Source organism: Mycobacterium yunnanensis (assembly GCF_025823185.1).
GTDB classification, from domain to species: Bacteria; Actinomycetota; Actinomycetes; order Mycobacteriales; family Mycobacteriaceae; genus Mycobacterium; species Mycobacterium yunnanensis.
Map to the genome: position 1 here is coordinate 137,254 of NZ_JACKVK010000011.1, position 17,126 is coordinate 154,379.

At 69.0% G+C, this 17,126-nt stretch carries 17 protein-coding genes; 8 read left to right on the top strand and 9 right to left on the bottom strand.

Going from position 1 to position 17,126, the window contains the following annotated elements:
* The first annotated feature begins 73 nt into the window (after window positions 1–73).
* On the top strand, window positions 74–706 hold the full coding sequence (locus H7K45_RS20315) for a DUF5666 domain-containing protein (protein WP_263997768.1): 633 nt from the start codon (window positions 74–76) through the stop codon (window positions 704–706).
* Here H7K45_RS20315 and H7K45_RS20320 read toward each other — a convergent pair.
* Genes H7K45_RS20320 through H7K45_RS20350 form a run of 7 tightly spaced genes read right to left on the bottom strand, consistent with a single transcriptional unit; the run spans window position 703 to window position 6,978 of the window.
* Window positions 703–1,047 (bottom strand): metal-sulfur cluster assembly factor, encoded by a 345-nt coding sequence (locus H7K45_RS20320; RefSeq protein ID WP_263997769.1) that lies wholly within the window; start codon window positions 1,045–1,047, stop codon window positions 703–705. The genes H7K45_RS20315 and H7K45_RS20320 overlap by 4 nt on opposite strands.
* A complete protein-coding gene (gene sufU, locus H7K45_RS20325) occupies window positions 1,044–1,598 on the bottom strand; it encodes a Fe-S cluster assembly sulfur transfer protein SufU (protein WP_263997770.1) in 555 nt (184 codons plus the stop codon). The genes H7K45_RS20320 and sufU overlap by 4 nt, the downstream gene beginning before the upstream one ends.
* Complete coding sequence (locus H7K45_RS20330; protein ID WP_263997771.1) at window positions 1,595–2,863, bottom strand: cysteine desulfurase; 1,269 nt, start codon at window positions 2,861–2,863, stop codon at window positions 1,595–1,597. The genes sufU and H7K45_RS20330 overlap by 4 nt, the downstream gene beginning before the upstream one ends.
* Before the next feature lie 2 nt (window positions 2,864–2,865).
* Window positions 2,866–3,633 carry a Fe-S cluster assembly ATPase SufC gene (gene sufC, locus H7K45_RS20335; RefSeq protein ID WP_263997772.1) on the bottom strand — a complete coding sequence of 256 codons (768 nt, stop codon included), beginning with the start codon at window positions 3,631–3,633 and terminating at the stop codon, window positions 2,866–2,868.
* 2 nt (window positions 3,634–3,635) lie between these two features.
* The gene (gene sufD / locus H7K45_RS20340; protein WP_372512597.1) at window positions 3,636–4,838 is read right to left on the bottom strand and encodes a Fe-S cluster assembly protein SufD; all 1,203 of its coding nucleotides are present in this window, start codon (window positions 4,836–4,838) and stop codon (window positions 3,636–3,638) included.
* Window positions 4,835–6,262 carry a Fe-S cluster assembly protein SufB gene (gene sufB, locus H7K45_RS20345; RefSeq protein ID WP_263997774.1) on the bottom strand — a complete coding sequence of 476 codons (1,428 nt, stop codon included), beginning with the start codon at window positions 6,260–6,262 and terminating at the stop codon, window positions 4,835–4,837. The genes sufD and sufB overlap by 4 nt, the downstream gene beginning before the upstream one ends.
* Window positions 6,259–6,978 (bottom strand): helix-turn-helix transcriptional regulator, encoded by a 720-nt coding sequence (locus H7K45_RS20350; protein WP_372512598.1) that lies wholly within the window; start codon window positions 6,976–6,978, stop codon window positions 6,259–6,261. The genes sufB and H7K45_RS20350 overlap by 4 nt, the downstream gene beginning before the upstream one ends.
* Before the next feature lie 110 nt (window positions 6,979–7,088).
* Between H7K45_RS20350 and mptB the strand changes: the two genes are divergently transcribed.
* Genes mptB through H7K45_RS20370 form a run of 4 tightly spaced genes read left to right on the top strand, consistent with a single transcriptional unit; the run spans window position 7,089 to window position 11,552 of the window.
* Window positions 7,089–8,801, top strand: coding sequence for a polyprenol phosphomannose-dependent alpha 1,6 mannosyltransferase MptB (gene mptB, locus H7K45_RS20355; RefSeq protein ID WP_263997775.1), 1,713 nt, complete (start codon window positions 7,089–7,091; stop codon window positions 8,799–8,801).
* On the top strand, window positions 8,798–9,730 hold the full coding sequence (locus H7K45_RS20360; RefSeq protein ID WP_263997776.1) for an ABC transporter ATP-binding protein: 933 nt from the start codon (window positions 8,798–8,800) through the stop codon (window positions 9,728–9,730). Before mptB ends, H7K45_RS20360 begins: the two co-directional genes overlap by 4 nt.
* Before the next feature lie 2 nt (window positions 9,731–9,732).
* The gene (locus H7K45_RS20365; RefSeq protein WP_372512618.1) at window positions 9,733–10,521 is read left to right on the top strand and encodes an ABC transporter permease; all 789 of its coding nucleotides are present in this window, start codon (window positions 9,733–9,735) and stop codon (window positions 10,519–10,521) included.
* Between the two features lie 47 nt (window positions 10,522–10,568).
* On the top strand, window positions 10,569–11,552 hold the full coding sequence (locus H7K45_RS20370; RefSeq protein ID WP_263997778.1) for a COX15/CtaA family protein: 984 nt from the start codon (window positions 10,569–10,571) through the stop codon (window positions 11,550–11,552).
* Here H7K45_RS20370 and H7K45_RS20375 read toward each other — a convergent pair.
* Window positions 11,511–12,440 (bottom strand): ATP-grasp domain-containing protein, encoded by a 930-nt coding sequence (locus H7K45_RS20375; RefSeq protein WP_263997779.1) that lies wholly within the window; start codon window positions 12,438–12,440, stop codon window positions 11,511–11,513. The genes H7K45_RS20370 and H7K45_RS20375 overlap by 42 nt on opposite strands.
* 18 nt (window positions 12,441–12,458) lie before the next feature.
* Here H7K45_RS20375 and H7K45_RS20380 point away from each other — a divergent pair, with 18 nt between their 5' ends.
* Window positions 12,459–13,433, top strand: coding sequence for a quinone oxidoreductase family protein (locus H7K45_RS20380; RefSeq protein WP_263997780.1), 975 nt, complete (start codon window positions 12,459–12,461; stop codon window positions 13,431–13,433).
* Between the two features lie 8 nt (window positions 13,434–13,441).
* Complete coding sequence (gene arfB, locus H7K45_RS20385) at window positions 13,442–13,873, top strand: alternative ribosome rescue aminoacyl-tRNA hydrolase ArfB (protein ID WP_263997781.1); 432 nt, start codon at window positions 13,442–13,444, stop codon at window positions 13,871–13,873.
* 3 nt (window positions 13,874–13,876) lie between these two features.
* Here the strand turns inward: arfB and H7K45_RS20390 are convergent, their stop codons facing one another.
* Complete coding sequence (locus H7K45_RS20390; protein ID WP_263998377.1) at window positions 13,877–14,815, bottom strand: heme o synthase; 939 nt, start codon at window positions 14,813–14,815, stop codon at window positions 13,877–13,879.
* A 217-nt stretch (window positions 14,816–15,032) separates the two neighbouring features.
* Between H7K45_RS20390 and tkt the strand changes: the two genes are divergently transcribed.
* Window positions 15,033–17,126: a transketolase gene (gene tkt / locus H7K45_RS20395; RefSeq protein ID WP_263997782.1), complete on the top strand. Its 2,094-nt coding sequence runs from the start codon at window positions 15,033–15,035 to the stop codon at window positions 17,124–17,126.

Consider the following 17,126-nt stretch of genomic DNA (forward strand, 5'->3'; position numbering starts at 1 on the left):
GCCGACGGTCAGTCGGCGCCCGCACAGTGGGGCCATGATCACATCACGTCGCGGGACCCGTTGCGCTACAGCCGTGCTCGCCGGAATCGCCGCGCTGTCGCTGGCGGCCTGCGGATCGTCGACGACCACGGGCGCCTCCGTTACGGCGGCCAGCGGCGCACCGTCGACGAGCACCACCCCGGCTCCGGCCGCCAAGGCCCGAGTGGCGGGGCTGATCACGTCGGTGTCGGGTGGCACGGTGACGGTGAACGGACCCAAGGGCCCCACGACCGTGGACGTCACACCGTCCACCCGCGTCACCCGGACGACTCCTGGCCAGCTCGCCGGCGTCACCGTCGGCGAGTGCGTGGTGGCTCGTCCCGCCAAGAACGGTGGCACACCTCCGACAATCACGGCCGCCTCGGTGGCCTACGGCACCGCGGAGAACGCGCAATGCAGCCACCCCGGCACGACCACCGACCATCGGGCCGTCGTCGGCACGGTGGCGTCGGTCGACGCGAACACGATCGCCGTGACCTCCACCAACGCAGCCGCCGGCAGCGTGACCGTCACGCCGACGACCCGCTACATGGCCCGCAGCGACGCGACCCCGTCGGTCATCGCGGTCGGCCAATGCCTCACGGCCCGCGGAACGTCCGACGCCTCGGGACTGCAGGCTCAGGACGTCGCCGTGCGCCCGTCACGCAACGGACGGTGTGGCCGCTAGACCGTGAAGCCAAGCGCGCGCAGTTGCTCGCGACCGTCCTCGGTGATCTTGTCCGGACCCCAGGGCGGGTTCCACACCCAGTTGATCTTGATCTCGTTGACGAGGCCCGAGCCCACCAGCGCGGTCCGGGACTGATCCTCGATGACGTCGGTCAACGGACAGGCCGCCGACGTCAGCGTCATGTCGATCAACGCGACCTTGGCCCCGGCGTCACCCTCCTCGACGTTCAGCCCGTAGACCAGGCCGAGGTCGACGACGTTGATGCCCAGCTCGGGATCCACGACGTCCCGCATGGCCTCCTCGAGGTCGGCGAGCACCTCGTCTGACACGGTGTCACTCATCTGCGGTCCTCCTCGTCGTGCCTGGCCTCGGCCAGGGCGTCATTCAACGGCCTGGCCTCCGCCAGGGCGTCATTCAACGGCCTGGCCTCCGCCAGGGCGTCATTCAACGGCCTGGCCTCCGCCAGGGCGGCCTTGAACGCCATCCAGCCCAGCAACGCGCACTTCACCCGCGCCGGGTACTTCGCCACCCCCGCGAACGCGATCCCGTCCCCGATCACGTCCTCGTCACCGTCGACGTTGCCCCGAGACGAGATCATCTCGGAGAACGACGCGACGGTCTTGAGCGCGGCACCCACGCTCTGGCCGATCACCTGGTCGGTCAGCACCGACGTCGCCGCCTGACTGATCGAACATCCCTGCCCGTCGTAGGACACGTCGGCGACCGTGTCGCCGTCCTCGGACAGCGTCACCCTCAACGTCACCTCGTCACCACAGGTCGGGTTGACGTGGTGGACCTCGGCGGCGAACGGCTCGCGTAGGCCGCGGTGATGCGGATGCTTGTAGTGGTCCAGGATCACTTCCTGGTACATCTGTTCCATTCGCACGGTCATGCCCGCCCGAAGAAGTCGACGGCCCGCCGCACCCCGGCGACCAGACGGTCCACCTCGTCGAGGGTGTTGTACACCGCGAACGAGGCCCGGGCGGTGGCTGCGACGCCAAACGTCTGGTGCAGCGGCCACGCGCAATGATGACCGACCCGCACCGCCACACCGTCGTCGTCGAGCACCTGACCGACGTCGTGAGCGTGCACCCCTTCGACCACGAAGCTCACCGGCGAACCCCGGTGTCCGGTCGTCGTCGGGCCGACGATGCGCACGCCGTCCACGGCCGACAACCCCTCCAGCGCGGCGACCACCAGCTGATGCTCGTGGGCCTCGACCTGCGCCATGCCGATCGCACTCAAATACCGTGCGGCGGCGGCCAATCCGACCACCTGGGACGTCATCGGGGTGCCGGCCTCGAACCGCTGAGGCGCGGGGGCGTAGGTCGTCGACTCCATCGTCACCGTCTCGATCATCGATCCGCCGGTGAGGAACGGGGGCATCGCCGCGAGCAACTCGCGCCGGCCGTAGAGCACGCCGATGCCGGTGGGCCCCAGCATCTTGTGCCCCGAGAACGCCGCGAAGTCCACGTCGAGGGCATGGAAGTCGACGGGCTGGTGCGGCACCGACTGGCACGCGTCGAGCACCGTCAGCGCGCCAACCGCCTTGGCCCGCGCCACCAATTCGGCCACGGGCGCGACCGCCCCGGTGACGTTGGACTGATGGCTGAACGCCACGACCTTGACGGTGTCGTCGAGCCGCAGCGAGTCCAGGTCGATCCGTCCGGCGTCGGGTCCGTCGGGCACTACGGAGTACCACCGCAGCGTGGCACCCGTGCGTCGCGCCAATTCCTGCCACGGGATCAGGTTCGCGTGGTGCTCCAGCTCGGTGACGACGATGACGTCACCCGGCCCGAGCGCCCGCGCGAACCGGTCGTCGCCGAGCACGTACGACACCAGGTTGAGCGCTTCGGTGGCGTTCTTGGTGAAGACGAGCTCGTCGCCGTCGGCGCCGACGAACGCGGCCACGTCCTCGCGGCCCTGCTCGTAGGCGTCGGTCGCCTCCTCCATCAGCTGGTGGGCGCCGCGGCGGACCGCCCCGTTGGACGTCGTCAGGAAGTGTCGCTCGGCGTCGAGCACCTGCAGCGGTTTCTGCGACGTCGCACCGGAATCCAAGTACGCCAACTGACTTCCGCCGCGCATCACCCGGCCGAGGATGGGGAAGTCCGCCCGAATCGCGGCCACGTCGAGCGCCGCAGACGTAGCGGTCGTCATGGTCAGGCCTCGACCGCCTGCGTGAACCGCTCGTAGCCGTTGGCCTCGAGCTCGTCGGCCAGCTCCGGACCGCCGGACTCGATGATCCGGCCGTCGAAGAAGACGTGCACGAACTGCGGCTGGATGTAGCGCAGGATGCGGGTGTAGTGGGTGATCAGCAGCACGCCGCCGTTCTCGGCCTTGGCGTAGCGGTTCACTCCTTCGCTCACGACGCGTAGCGCGTCGACGTCGAGACCCGAGTCGGTCTCGTCGAGGATCGCGATCTTCGGCTTGAGCAGACCCAGCTGAAGGATCTCGTGGCGCTTCTTCTCGCCGCCGGAGAATCCTTCGTTGACGCTGCGCTCGCTGAAGGCCGGGTCGATGTCCAGGTCGCTCATCGCGGTCTTGACTTCCTTGACCCAGTGCCGCAGCTTGGGCGCCTCGCCGCGCACGGCGGTCGCCGCGGTGCGCAGGAAGTTCGACATCGACACGCCAGGCACCTCGATCGGGTACTGCATGGCCAAGAACAGCCCGGCCCTCGCGCGCTCGTCGACGCTCATCTCCAGGACGTCCTCACCGTCGAGCGTGATCGACCCCGAGGTGACGGTGTACTTGGGGTGGCCGGCGATCGCGTAGGACAGCGTCGACTTTCCGGAACCGTTGGGACCCATCACCGCATGGGTCTCCCCCGACTTCACCGTCAGGTTGACACCCTTGAGGATCTCGACGTCGGCGCCGCCCTCGGCGGAGACAACGGATGCGTGCAGGTCCTTGACTTCGAGTGTGGTCATGTTCAGCTGTCTCGTGCTTCCGTGATGGCCAGTTCTCGTTCGATGGCTTCGGTGAGGCGCTCACGCACCGCGGGCACGGCGATCTTGGCGATGATCTCGCCGAAGAAGCCGCGCACCACGAGGCGCCGCGCCTGGTCCTCCGGGATGCCGCGGGCCCGAAGGTAGAACAACTGCTCGTCGTCGAAACGGCCGGTCGCGCTGGCGTGTCCCGCGCCGACGATCTCGCCGGTCTCGATCTCCAGGTTGGGCACCGAATCGGCGCGCGCACCGTCGGTGAGCACCAGGTTGCGGTTGGCCTCGTAGGTGTCGGTGCCGGTCGCCTCGGCACGGATCAGGACGTCGCCGATCCAGACGGTGTGCGCGTCGGGTCGGTCGGAGTCCGGATCACCTTGCAACGCACCCTTGTAGAGCACGTCGGACTTGCAGTTCGGCTGGGAGTGGTCGACCAACAGCCGCGACTCGAAGTGCTGACCGTCGTCGGCGAAGTAGGTGCCGAACATCTGAGCGTCGCCCCCGGGGCCGGCGTAGCGCACGGTCGCCGTGGTCCGCACCACGTCCCCGCCGAGGGTGACGGCGACGTGAGTCAGCGTGGCGTCCTTGCCCAGCCGGGCATGGTGGGAGCTGACGTGCACCATGTCGTCGGCCCAGTCGGCGATCCAGATGACGCCGACGCCCGCGGCGTCGCCCACGACGATCTCGACGTTGTCGGCGTAAGTGCCACTGCCACGAAGGTCCACCACGACGGTGGCACGGGCCAACTCCTCGACGCGGATCTGCAGGTGCCCGTAGGCGGTGACGCCCTCGCCGGGTCCGGTGACGGTGATCTCGATCGGCTCGGCCACCTCGACCTCACGCGCGACGGTCACGATGGTGGCCTCGTCGAAGGCCGAGAATGCCTGGGCCGCAACGCGATCGGCGGGGACGCCAGCCGCGCCGAGGCGTTCGTCACCCCGCGCGACGGTCTGCACCGTCACGCCGGGACGCTCGGCGACCTCGACGCGCGCGCGTCCGGTGGCCGGGGCCGAGCCGTCGTGCAGACCACGCAGCCGCTTCAGCGGGGTGAACCGCCACAGCTCGTCCCGGCCGCCGGGCACCTCGAAGGCGTCGACGTCGAACGAGCTGAACAGCTCGCCCTTGGTGGCGCCGGCGAGCGCGGAGCCAGGCTTGGCACCGCCTTCGACGGCGGTTGTCAGGTTCTGGGTCACCCAACGGCCCCTTCCATCTGCAGTTCGATCAGCCGGTTGAGCTCCAGCGCGTACTCCATCGGGAGCTCCTTGGCGATGGGCTCGACGAAGCCGCGCACCACCATGGCCATGGCCTCGTCCTCGGTCATGCCGCGGCTCATCAGGTAGAACAGCTGATCTGCGCTGACCTTCGACACGGTGGCCTCGTGCCCCATCGTGACGTCGTCCTCGCGGATGTCGACGTAGGGGTAGGTGTCACTGCGGCTGATCGAATCCACCAGCAGCGCATCGCACTTCACGCTGGACCGCGAGCCGTGGGCGCCCTTGTTGACCTGGACCAGACCGCGGTAGGACGCGCGGCCACCGCCGCGGGCGACGGACTTGGACACGATGTTGCTCGACGTGTTGGGCGCCAGGTGCAGCATCTTGGCCCCGGTGTCCTGGTGCTGGCCCTCACCGGCGAACGCCACCGAGAGCACCTCGCCCTTGGCATGCTCACCGGTCATCCACACGGCCGGGTACTTCATGGTGACCTTGGAGCCGATGTTGCCGTCGACCCACTCCATGGTGGCGCCCGCCTCGGCGCGCGCCCGCTTGGTCACCAGGTTGTAGACGTTGTTCGACCAGTTTTGGATGGTCGTGTAGCGGCATCGGCCGCCGGGCTTGACGATGATCTCCACGACCGCGGAGTGCAGCGAATCGCTCTTGTAGATCGGCGCGGTGCAGCCTTCGACGTAGTGCACGTAGGCGTCCTCGTCGACGATGATCAACGTCCGCTCGAACTGGCCCATGTTCTCGGTGTTGATGCGGAAGTAGGCCTGCAGCGGGATGTCGACGTGCACGCCCTTGGGGACGTAGATGAACGACCCGCCAGACCACACCGCGGTGTTCAGCGCCGAGAACTTGTTGTCCCCCGCCGGAATCACGGTGCCGAAGTGCTTGCGGAACAGCTCGGGGTGTTCCTTGAGCGCGGTGTCGGTGTCGAGGAAGATCACGCCCTGGGCTTCCAGGTCCTCACGGATCGAGTGGTAGACGACCTCGGACTCGTACTGCGCCGCGACGCCGGACACCAGGCGCTGCTTCTCGGCCTCGGGGATGCCGAGGCGGTCGTAGGTGTTCTTGATGTCGGCGGGGAGGTCGTCCCACGTGGCGGCCTGCTTCTCGCTGGAGCGCACGAAGTACTTGATGTTGTCGAAGAAGATGCCCTCGAGGTCCGAACCCCAGTTCGGCATCGGCTTCTTGTCGAAGGTGCGCAACGCCTTGAGTCGCATCTCGAGCATCCACTCGGGCTCGCTCTTCTTGGCGGAGATGTCGCGCACGACGGCCTCGGAGAGCCCGCGCTGGGCACTGGCGCCTGCGACGTCGGAGTCCGACCAGCCGTAGCCGTAGGTGCCCAGTGAGGCGATGGTCTCCTCTTGGGTCAAGGCCTCGGGTGTGGCGGTCATAGTGACGCTCCTTGCTGGTGGGGGGCTGGGGTGGGCTGTGGAGTCAGGGGTACGTGGGTGGTGCAGGCGAAGTCGCCGTTGACAATGGTCGCCAGCCGCTGGACGTGAGTGCCGAGGATCTCGGCGAACGCCTCTCGCTCGGCCTCGCAGAGTTCGGGGAACTCCTCGGCGACGTGGGACACCGGGCAGTGGTGCTGGCAGATTTGCACACCGCTCAGCGGGCCGGTCACCGGCGTCGTCGTCGTGGCGTACCCGGCGTCGGTCAGCGCGCCGGCCACCCGGCCGGCCGTCGCGACGGTGTCCTCCCCCGCCGTGACGCCGGCGAGGATGGTGTCGATGCGCCGCCGGGCGAACGTGCGGATCGCCTCGTCACCGCCGATCTCGCGCAGCTGGCGCATGGCGGCGGCAGCGAGATCGTCGTACGCGTGGTCGAGCTTGGCCCGACCGCCCGCGGTGAGGCGGTACCGGCGGGCGGGGCGGCCCCGGCCGCTGTGCTGCCACGTGGCCGCGGCCACCGACTCGGCGTCACCCACGTCGATGAGGGCGTCGAGGTGTCGGCGCACCCCTGCCGCGGAGATTCCCAGCCGATCACCGATCGCACTCGCGGTGATCGAGCCGGACTCCAACAACAGGCGGATGATTGCGGTTCTGGTGTGCCCATCCTGGCTGGCAGGCGCGGCGTCTTGCCCGCGCACGACCTCCGGAGGGAATTCCACAACACCAGTGTGACGCAATTGCCTGGGCCGGTCCAGCAAGGTCACCCTTAGCTCGGGCCGAGAACAATCACACCGTCAACCGGAAATATGTCGACCGATACGCTGCTCTGATGGCCGCCCGTCGACCGTCGTTGAGCACCGCCGTGGCGCGGTGGCACGCCGACGAGACCACGGTTGGGTCTCCGCTGATCGCCTCGGAGGTGGCGTTCCTGCGCCGGACGCGGGTGTTCGGCGCCACCGGCACGGTGCTGATGGCCATCGGCGCCCTCGGCGCGGGCGCCCGACCGGTGGTGCAGGATCCGACGTTCGGCGTGCGGTTGCTCAACCTGCCCTCGCGCATCCAAACGGTCTCGCTGACGATGACGACGACCGGCGCGGTGATGATGGCGCTCGCCTGGCTGATGCTGGGCCGGTTCGCCCTCGGCCCGCGGCGCATGTCGCGCAGCCAGTTGGACCGCACGCTGCTGATCTGGGCGGTGCCGCTGCTCATCGCGCCGCCGATGTACAGCAAGGACGTCTACTCCTATCTCGCTCAAAGTCAGATCGCCCGGCTGGGGCTGGACCCCTACCGCGTCGGACCGGCACCCGGGCTGGGGCTGGACCACGTGTTCACGCTGTCGGTACCCAGTCTGTGGCGAGACACCCCGGCGCCCTACGGCCCGCTGTTCCTGTGGATCGGCCGCGGGATTTCGGAGCTCACCGGCGACGACATCGTCGCCGCGGTGCTGTGCCACCGTCTCGTCGTGCTGCTTGGCGTGGGGCTGATCGTCTGGGCCACCCCCCGCCTTGCCCGTCGGTGCGGCGTCGCAGAGGTCAGCGCGCTGTGGCTGGGGCCGTGCAACCCGCTGATGTTCATGCACCTCATCGCAGGCATCCACAACGAGGCGCTGATGCTGGGCCTGATGCTCACCGGCACGGAGTTCGCGCTGCGCGCCATCAGTCGCACGCGGGACAACTACCCCGCCGGTCCGCTGGTGCCGCGCCCCCTGCACTGGCCTCGCGGCCGGGCCGAGTGGCTGAGGTGGAAGCCGCTGGCCATGCTGATCGCCGGCACGGTGCTGATCACGATGGCGTCCCAGGTCAAGCTGCCCGCCCTGCTCGCGGTCGGTTTCGTGGCGGTGGCCCTGGCCGCGAAGTGGGGCGGTTCGCTTAGAGCACTTCTGGTGGCCGGAACGTCGATGGGCGCCATCGCCCTTGCCGTCATGGCGCTGATTGGGTGGAGCAGCGGGCTGGGTTTCGGCTGGCTGTTCACCCTCGGCACGGCCAACGTCGTGCGGTCGTGGATGTCTCCCCCGACGCTGATCGCGCTCGGCACGGGGCAGGTGGGAATCCTGTTGGGCTTGGGCGATCACACCACCGCGGTGCTGGGCCTCACCCGCGCGATCGGTGTGATCATCATCGCCATCCTCGTGACGTGGCTGCTGTTGTCAGTGCTGCGCGGCCGGCTACACCCGGTGGGCGGCCTCGGCGTCGCACTGGGCGTCACGGTGCTGCTGGCTCCCGTGGTGCAGCCCTGGTACCTGCTGTGGGCGATCATCCCGCTGGCCACCTGGGCGTCGCGACCGGGATTCCGCGGGACCGCGATCGCAATGTCGCTGCTGGTGGGCATCTTTGGGCCGACGGCCAACGGCGACCGGTTCGCCCTGTTTCAGATCCTCGACGCGACGATCGCGAGCGCGCTCATCGTGGCGGTACTCATCGCGATCACCTACACCCGGCTGCCGTGGCGCCCGCTGCCCGAGGCCGCCGGGGACGACGGGGAGGCGTCGACGCCACCGGTGCCACCGGTCGCCAACTCCGACGCCTACGCTGAGACACCGTGACCCCCTCCGTAGACACCCCCGTGCGCGTCCGCGGGGTCACCAAGCGCTTCGGGTCGACGACCGCGGTGAACGGACTCGACCTCGAGGTGCGACGGGCGGAAGTACTGGCGTTGCTCGGACCCAACGGCGCAGGCAAGACGACCACGGTCGAGATGTGCGAGGGCTTCCTCTCACCCGACGAGGGGTCCATCGAGATCCTCGGCCTGAATCCGGCCGTCGACAACGCCCGTCTCCGCGAGCGCATCGGGGTGATGCTGCAGGGTGGCGGCGGCTACCCCGCGGCCAGGGCCGGGGAGATGCTCGACCTGGTCGCGGCGTATTCGGCCAACCCGCTGGACCCAGCCTGGCTGATGGACACCCTCGGCCTGACCGATGCCGCCAAGACCACCTACCGCCGACTCTCGGGCGGTCAGCAGCAACGCCTGGCGCTGGCGTGCGCCGTCGTGGGCCGGCCCGAACTGGTGTTCCTCGACGAGCCGACCGCAGGCATGGACGCGCACGCGCGCATCGTGGTGTGGGATCTGATCGACGGATTGCGACGCGACGGCGTCACGATCGTCCTGACCACCCACCAACTCACCGAGGCCGAGCAGCTCGCCGATCAGCTGGTGATCATCGACAACGGCGTCGCCGTGGCCAAGGGCACGCCTGCGGAGTTGATGGGCCGTGGCGCGGAGAACCAGCTGCGCTTCTCGGCGCCCCCCAAACTCGACCTGTCGCTTCTGGTCACGGCCCTGCCCGAGAGCTATCTGGCCAGTGAGCTCAGTCCGGGTGAGTATCTCGTCGAGGGGTCGATCGACCCGCAGGTGCTGGCCACGGTCACCGCGTGGTGCGCGCGCGTGAACGTGCTGGCCACCGACATGCGCGTCGAGCAGCGCAGTCTCGAGGACGTGTTCTTGGACATCACCGGACGGGAGCTGCGGTCGTGAGTGTGACGAACAACCGCTTCGAGCCGGGCACCTTCACCCCGGACCCACGCCCGGCGGCCGTGCCGAGCATGCTGGCCGCGCAGTTCCGGCTGGAACTCAAGCTGCTGCTGCGCAACGGTGAGCAGTTGCTGTTGACGATGTTCATCCCCATCACGCTGCTGGTCGGTCTGACCCTGCTGCCGCTCGGCTCGTTCGGCCCGAACCGGGCGGCGACGTTCGCCCCGCCGATCATGGCTTTGGCGGTCATTTCGACTGCGTTCACCGGGCAAGCGATCGCGGTGGCGTTCGACCGCAGGTACGGCGCGCTGAAACGTCTCGGGGCCACCGCCCTGCCGGTGTGGGGCATCATCGCGGGCAAATCGCTCGCCGTCGTGACGGTGGTGTTCCTGCAGTCGATCCTGCTGGGCGCCATCGGCGTCGCCCTGGGCTGGCGGCCCGAGGTGACGGGGCTGGTTCTGGGCGCGGTGATCATCGCGCTCGGGACGTTCGCGTTCGCCGCCCTCGGGCTGCTGCTGGGCGGAACGCTCAAGGCCGAGGTGGTCCTCGCCATCGCCAACCTGCTGTGGTTCGTCTTCGCCGGGTTGGGAGCCCTGACCCTCGAGAGCGAGGTCGACGGCGGCGTGGTCTCGCAGACCGTGCGGTTCGTCGCGCGGCTCACCCCCTCGGGAGCGCTGACCGAGGCGCTCGGGCAGGCCATGACGGTCTCGGTGGACTGGTTCGGGATTGCGGTGCTGGCCGGTTGGGGCGCGCTGTCGGCGCTGTGCGCGCTGCGGTGGTTCCGCTTCACCTGAGCGGCCCCTACTACGGCCCGTAGTTAGAGTCCGTCTACGATCGGGCCATGGCAGTCCGAAACTCCCTGCTGCGGGCTGTGGACGTGCTGCCCCTGCCCAGTCTGCGCACGCAGCGCCGCATCGCGGGTGCGGTCGTGCTGACCCAGGGCGGCATCGCCGTCACCGGCGCGATCGTCCGGGTGACGGCCTCCGGGCTGGGCTGCCCTACGTGGCCGCAGTGCTTCCCGGGCAGCTTCGTCCCCGTCCCCGTCGCCGAGGTGCCGATCGTCCATCAGGCCGTCGAGTTCGGCAACCGGCTCATCACGTTCCTGGTCGTCGTGACCGCGGCATTGGCCGTGCTCGCAGTCGTTCGGGCGCGGCGCCGCCGCGAGGTGATCGTCTACGCCTGCCTGATGCCTGCGTCGACGGTGCTGCAGGCCGTGCTGGGCGGCATCACCGTGCTGACCGGGCTGCTGTGGTGGACGGTCGCGATCCACCTGCTCGTGTCGATGGCGATGGTCTGGCTGGCGGTGCTGCTGTTCGTCAAGATCGGCGAGCCGGATCCGGACGACGGGGCCGGGGCTCCGGAACTCGTGGTCCCCAACCCCCTGCGGCAGTTGACGGCGCTGTGCGGCGTCGCCCTGTCGGTGGTGCTGATCACCGGCACGATGGTGACCGGCGCCGGTCCGCATGCCGGTGACAAGAGCATCGAGGCGCCCGTGCCGCGGCTGATGCTGGACATCGTCACGCTGGTCTACCGGCACTCCGCCCTCGTGGCGGCCTACCTCGCCTTGCTGATCGGCCTGGCCTTCGGGTTGCTGGCCGTCCGCGCGCCCCGACCGGTCACCATGCGCGTCGTCGTGCTGCTGGTGGCGGTGGCCCTGCAGGGGATGGTCGGCACCGTGCAGTTCTTCACCGGGGTGCCCGCCGTCCTGGTCGCCGTGCACGTCGCCGGCGCTGCCATCTGCACGGCGGCCACGGCCTCGCTGTGGGCGTCGATGCGCACTCGTTCAGTGGTCGAGCGGGCCGAGCCCCAGCCGGTCCAGGGCTGACTCCACCGCCAGCGCGAAGTCGCGCTGCTTGAGTTCGCGGTCGGCGTCGTCGAGTTGCCGCCAGCCCAGCGACGGTTCGACGAGCTCCAGCTCCAGCAGTCGCGGGTCGTCCCGGCCGCCGATGACGTCCACCCGCGCGTAGAGGAACTCGGCGACGTCGAGACCCAACCGAGCCGCCGCCGCGGCCAGCGCGGCATGGCCGAGCTCCCACAACTCCACGTCTGGGTCGGCTGGCCGGAGGGTCTCCTCGGCGAACGTCCCCGACTCGTCGAGGGCGGCGCGCTGACCCGGCGGCGGCAACAGCGGGCCCTTCGTAAAGGCATGGGACTGCTCGCCGCCGATGAACACCAGCGCGGTCTCGCCGTCGGCGATCCGCGGGTCGTAGGGCTGCACCAGCGCGGTGTGCCCGTCGGCGTGCAGGGCTCGCGCATGGTCGCCCGCCCGCTCGGCGTCGTCGAAACGCTGCGCCCCCACCGACCCCGCGCCGACGGCGGGTTTGACCACCACCTGCCCGTCCGGCACCGTCACCGGCTCCCCCGGCCCAAAGAACGCGCTCGGCACCACGGGCACCCCGGCCCCACGCAGGTCGTCGAGGTACCGCTTGTCGGTGTTCCAGGCCAGCACGGCAGGCGTGTTGAGCAGCTGGGGCACGCGGCGGGTCCAGGTGAGGAACTCCTCGAGTCGCTCGGTGTAGTCCCATGTCGCCCGCGGGATGACCAGGTCCGCCTCGAGGGTCTTCGGGTCGTCCCACGCCAGCCAGTGGGCGTGCAGGCCACGCGCGCGAAGGGCCGGAACGAGGCCGGCGTCGTCACCGTCGCCTTCGACGAGGGCGCTGCAACCTGCAAGGACGATGCGCGGATGACGAACGTTGGGCCGTGCGAGCTTCACGTTGGAATGATAGGTGCCATGTACGCGATCGAAGTGTCCGAGACCGGCGGCCCCGAAGTGCTCACCTACGTCGAAAAGCCCGAGCCCACGCCCGGCCCGGGGCAGGTGCTGATCAAGGCCGACGCCATCGGCGTCAACTTCATCGACACCTACTTTCGGTCGGGTCTGTACCCGCGGGAGTTGCCGTTCGTCGTCGGCACCGAGGTGTGTGGCACGGTGGCCGCCATCGGCGACGACGTCGCGGCGCTCAACGTCGGGGACCGCGTGGTGACGGCGCAGGCAAACGGCGCCTATGCCGAATACACCGTCGCTCCAGCCGATTTCGTGGCCTACGTGCCAGACGCCGTCTCCGCGGAGGTCGCCGCCTCCGCCCTGCTCAAGGGCATGACGGCGCACTATCTGCTCAAGTCGGTGTATCCGGTGCAGCAGGGTGACACGGTGCTGGTGCACGCCGGCGCGGGCGGCGTGGGCCTCATCCTCACGCAGTGGGCGACCAGCATGGCCGTCAAGGTCATCACGACGGTGTCGACCGACGCCAAGGCGGAGCTGTCCCGGCAGGCCGGTGCGGTGGAGGTGCTGGACTACCCCGACGACCCGGCCGAGTTCGGCGCCAAGATCAAGGATCTCACCGGCGGCCGGGGCGTGGCCGCCGTGTACGACGGAGTCGGCGCGTCGACCTTCGAGGCCAGCCTGGCCAGTCTCGCCGTGCGAGGAACGCTCGCGCTGTTCGGCGCGTCGAGCGGTCCCGTCCCACCGTTCGACCCCCAGCGCCTCAACAGCATGGGCTCCCTGATGCTCACCCGCCCGTCGCTGGCCCACTTCACCCGCACGGCCGACGAATTCTCCTGGCGCGCGGGCGAACTGCTCGACGCCATCGCGACGGGAACGCTGTCGATCACCGTCAGCGAGCGCTACGACCTGGCCGACGCCGCCAGGGCGCACCGCGACTTGCAGGGCCGCAAGACCGTCGGCTCCGTGGCGCTGGTCCCGTAGGGCCGCGCGTGGCCGACGACCTGGTGGTCACCCGGACCTTCGTGATCCCGGCGGCGGAACTCGCCGAACGGTTCTCGAGGTCCTCGGGCCCGGGTGGGCAGGGCGTCAACACCGCCGACAGCCGCGTCGAGCTGAGTTTCGACGTGGCGCGTTCACCGTCGGTGCCGGAGCGGCTGAGGTATCAGATGCTGTGCCGGCTACGCACCCGGTTGGCCAACGGCGTACTGACGGTGGCGGCGAGCGAGCACCGTGCACAGCTGCAGAATCGGGCCGCCGCGCGTGCGCGGATGGCCGGCGCGTTGCGGGCTGCCGCCGCCGCACCTCCCCCGGCCCGGCGGCCAACGAAGCCGACCCGGGGATCGAAGGAGCGTCGTCTGGTGGACAAGAAACGGCGCGGCGGAATCAAGCAGGGTCGACGCGGCGGCTGGGACCTGAATTAGCCGCTAGTGGAACAGCTTGGGCAGCGCCAACGCCGAGTCGACGGCGAGCGCGCAGAACACCACGGCCAGGTAGTTGTTGGACTGAAGGAACAGCCGTAGCGGCTTCACCGGCTCACCGCGCTTGACCCCGGAGTACAGCTGATGCGCCATGACCAGGAACCACGCGCCCGCCAGCAGCGCGACCGCCGCGTAGAGCCAGCCGGTCGCCAGCGCGAGCGCGAGCGTCGTCAGCACCGTCAGCCAGGTGTAGATCAGGATCTGCTTGGTGACCTGACGCTCGGTGGCGACCACCGGCAGCATCGGAACGCCTGCGGCCTTGTAGTCGTCCTTGTAGCGCATCGCCAGCGCCCAGGTGTGCGGCGGCGTCCAGAAGAAGATGATCCCGAACATCACCAGCGCGGGCCACTGAATGGTTCCGGTGACCGCCGACCAGCCGATCATGACCGGCATGCACCCCGCGGCCCCGCCCCAGACGACGTTCTGCGAGGTGCGGCGTTTGAGCAGCAGCGTGTAGACGAAGACGTAGAACGCGATGGTCCCGACGGCCAGCGCACCGGAGAGCAGGTTGGTGGTCCACCACAGCCAGGCGAAGGAGCCGATCGTCAGCACCAGACCGAAGACCAGCGCGTGCCGGGTGGGCACCGCCGCGCGGGCCAGAGGTCGCAGCGCCGTCCGCTTCATCACCTTGTCGATGTCGGCGTCGGCCACGCAGTTCAGCGTGTTGGCACCCGCCGCGGCGAGCATGCCGCCGAACAACGTATTCAGTATCAGGAGGGGGTCGACGGTGCCGCGGTCGGCCAAGAGCATCGCCGGGATCGTCGTGACGAGCAGCAGCTCGATCACGCGGGGCTTCGTCAACGCCAGATATGCCAGAAGGGTGCTTCTCACCCGTGCGCCGACACGCTTGGCCGGCGATGCCGAGCCTTGCGCCTCGCGGGGCATACGGCGCTCGCGAATGCTCACGCAGTTGTTCTCCTCGAATTTCGCGGCAGCACGCTGGCTTCTACTACAGACGATGGTAGACCGTGGAACCCGGCAGTCACCAATACGGGGTGGCCGTTGGTGAACGGGCGACCAACTTGGATGACGCGGCCTGCGGCGATTGCCTCCCCCGCACTAGGGTAATCAGGGTGAGCGTGCCAACCCGAGGAGCCAGCTAGTGACCACAACGGAAGAGATTTCCGCCCTCACCCGCCCCCACCACCCCGAAGACTGGGCCGACGTCGACTCGGTCGCCGTCGACACGGTTCGGGTCCTGGCGGCGGATGCCGTGCAGAAGGTCGGCAACGGCCATCCCGGGACCGCAATGAGCTTGGCGCCGTTGGCGTACACCCTGTTCCAACGTCAGATGCGGCACGACCCCTCCGACGTGCACTGGCTCGGCCGGGACAGGTTCATCCTGTCGGCCGGACACAGCAGCCTGACGCTCTACATCCAGCTGTACCTGGGCGGTTTCGGGTTGGAGCTCTCCGACATCGAATCGCTGCGCACCTGGAAGTCGAAGACCCCGGGCCACCCCGAGTTCCGCCACACCGCGGGCGTCGAGATCACCACCGGTCCGCTGGGTCAGGGGCTGGCGTCGTCGGTCGGCATGGCGATGGCCGCCCGCTTCGAGCGTGGACTCTTCGACCCCGACGCGGCGCCGGGCACCAGCCCGTTCGACCACTTCATCTACGTGATCGCCTCCGACGGCGACATCGAAGAGGGCATCACCAGCGAAGCGTCGTCGCTCGCCGGAACCCAGCAGCTGGGCAACCTGATCGTGTTCTACGACCACAACCAAATCTCCATCGAGCACGACACCAACATCGCGCTGTCGGAGGACGTCCCGGCCCGTTACCGCGCGTACGGCTGGCACGTGCAGGAGGTCGAGGGCGGCGAGAACGTCGTCGGCATCGAAGAAGCCATCAAGGCCGCCAAGGCCGTGACCGACAAGCCGTCGTTCATCGCGGTGCGCACGATCATCGGCTATCCCGCGCCGACCAAGATGAACACCGGCGGCGTGCACGGCTCGGCCCTCGGCGACGAGGAAGTGGCCGCGACCAAGAAGATCCTCGGCTTCGACCCGGACAAGAAGTTCGAGGTCCGCGGCGAGGTCATCGAGCACACCCGCAAGCTCGTCGACCGTGGCCGCGAGGCGCACGAGAAGTGGCAGCCGGAGTTCGACGCCTGGGCCGAGCGCGAGCCCGAGCGCAAGAAGCTGCTCGACCGGCTGACGGCCGAGGAACTGCCGGAGGGCTGGGACGCCGACGTCACCTACTGGGAGCCGGGCTCCAAGGCAGTCGCCACCCGTGCCGCGTTCGGTCAGGTGCTCAACGACGTCGCTCCGCACCTGCCGGAGTTGTGGGGCGGGTCGGCCGACCTGGCGGGAAGCAACAACACCACCATCAAGGGCGCGAAGTCGTTCGGTCCGCCGTCGATCTCGACGGAGGACTTCACGGCGGACTGGTACGGCCGGGTGCTGCACTTCGGCATTCGCGAACACGCCATGGGCGCGATCCTGTCCGGCATCGTGCTGCACGGCCCGACGCGCGCGTTCGGCGGTACGTTCCTGCAGTTCTCGGACTACATGCGCGGATCGGTCCGCCTGGCGTCGCTGATGGACATCGACACCATCTACATCTGGACCCACGACTCGATCGGGCTGGGCGAAGACGGTCCGACGCATCAGCCGATCGAGCACCTCGCCGCGCTGCGGGCCATCCCGAACTTGTCGGTGGTGCGGCCGGGTGACCCCAACGAGACGGCGTACGCCTGGCGCAGCATCGTCGCCCGCGGCAACGGCAGCGGCCCGGTCGGTTTCATCCTGACCCGGCAGGGCATCCCCGTGCTCGAGGGCACCAGCTTCGAGGGTGTCGAGAAGGGTGGCTACGTGCTCGGCGGCGGCACCCCCGCCGACGATGCCGACGTCATCATCATCGGTACCGGCTCGGAGCTGCAGTTGGCGGTCGAGGCAAAGAAGCTGCTGGCCGAGAAGGACATCAACGCCTACGTCGTCTCGATGCCGTGCGTCGAGTGGTTCGAGAGCCAGCCCAAGGAGTACCGCGACAGCGTGTTGCCTCCCGAGGTCTCGGCGCGGGTCGCGGTGGAAGCAGCCGTGGCGCAGAGCTGGCACAAGTTGGTCGGCGACACCGGTGAGATCGTCTCCATCGAGCACTACGGCGAGTCGGCGGACGACAAGACGTTGTTCCGCGAGTTCGGCTTCACGGCAGAGGCCGTGGCGGCCGCAGCAGAGCGATCACTAGACAACTAG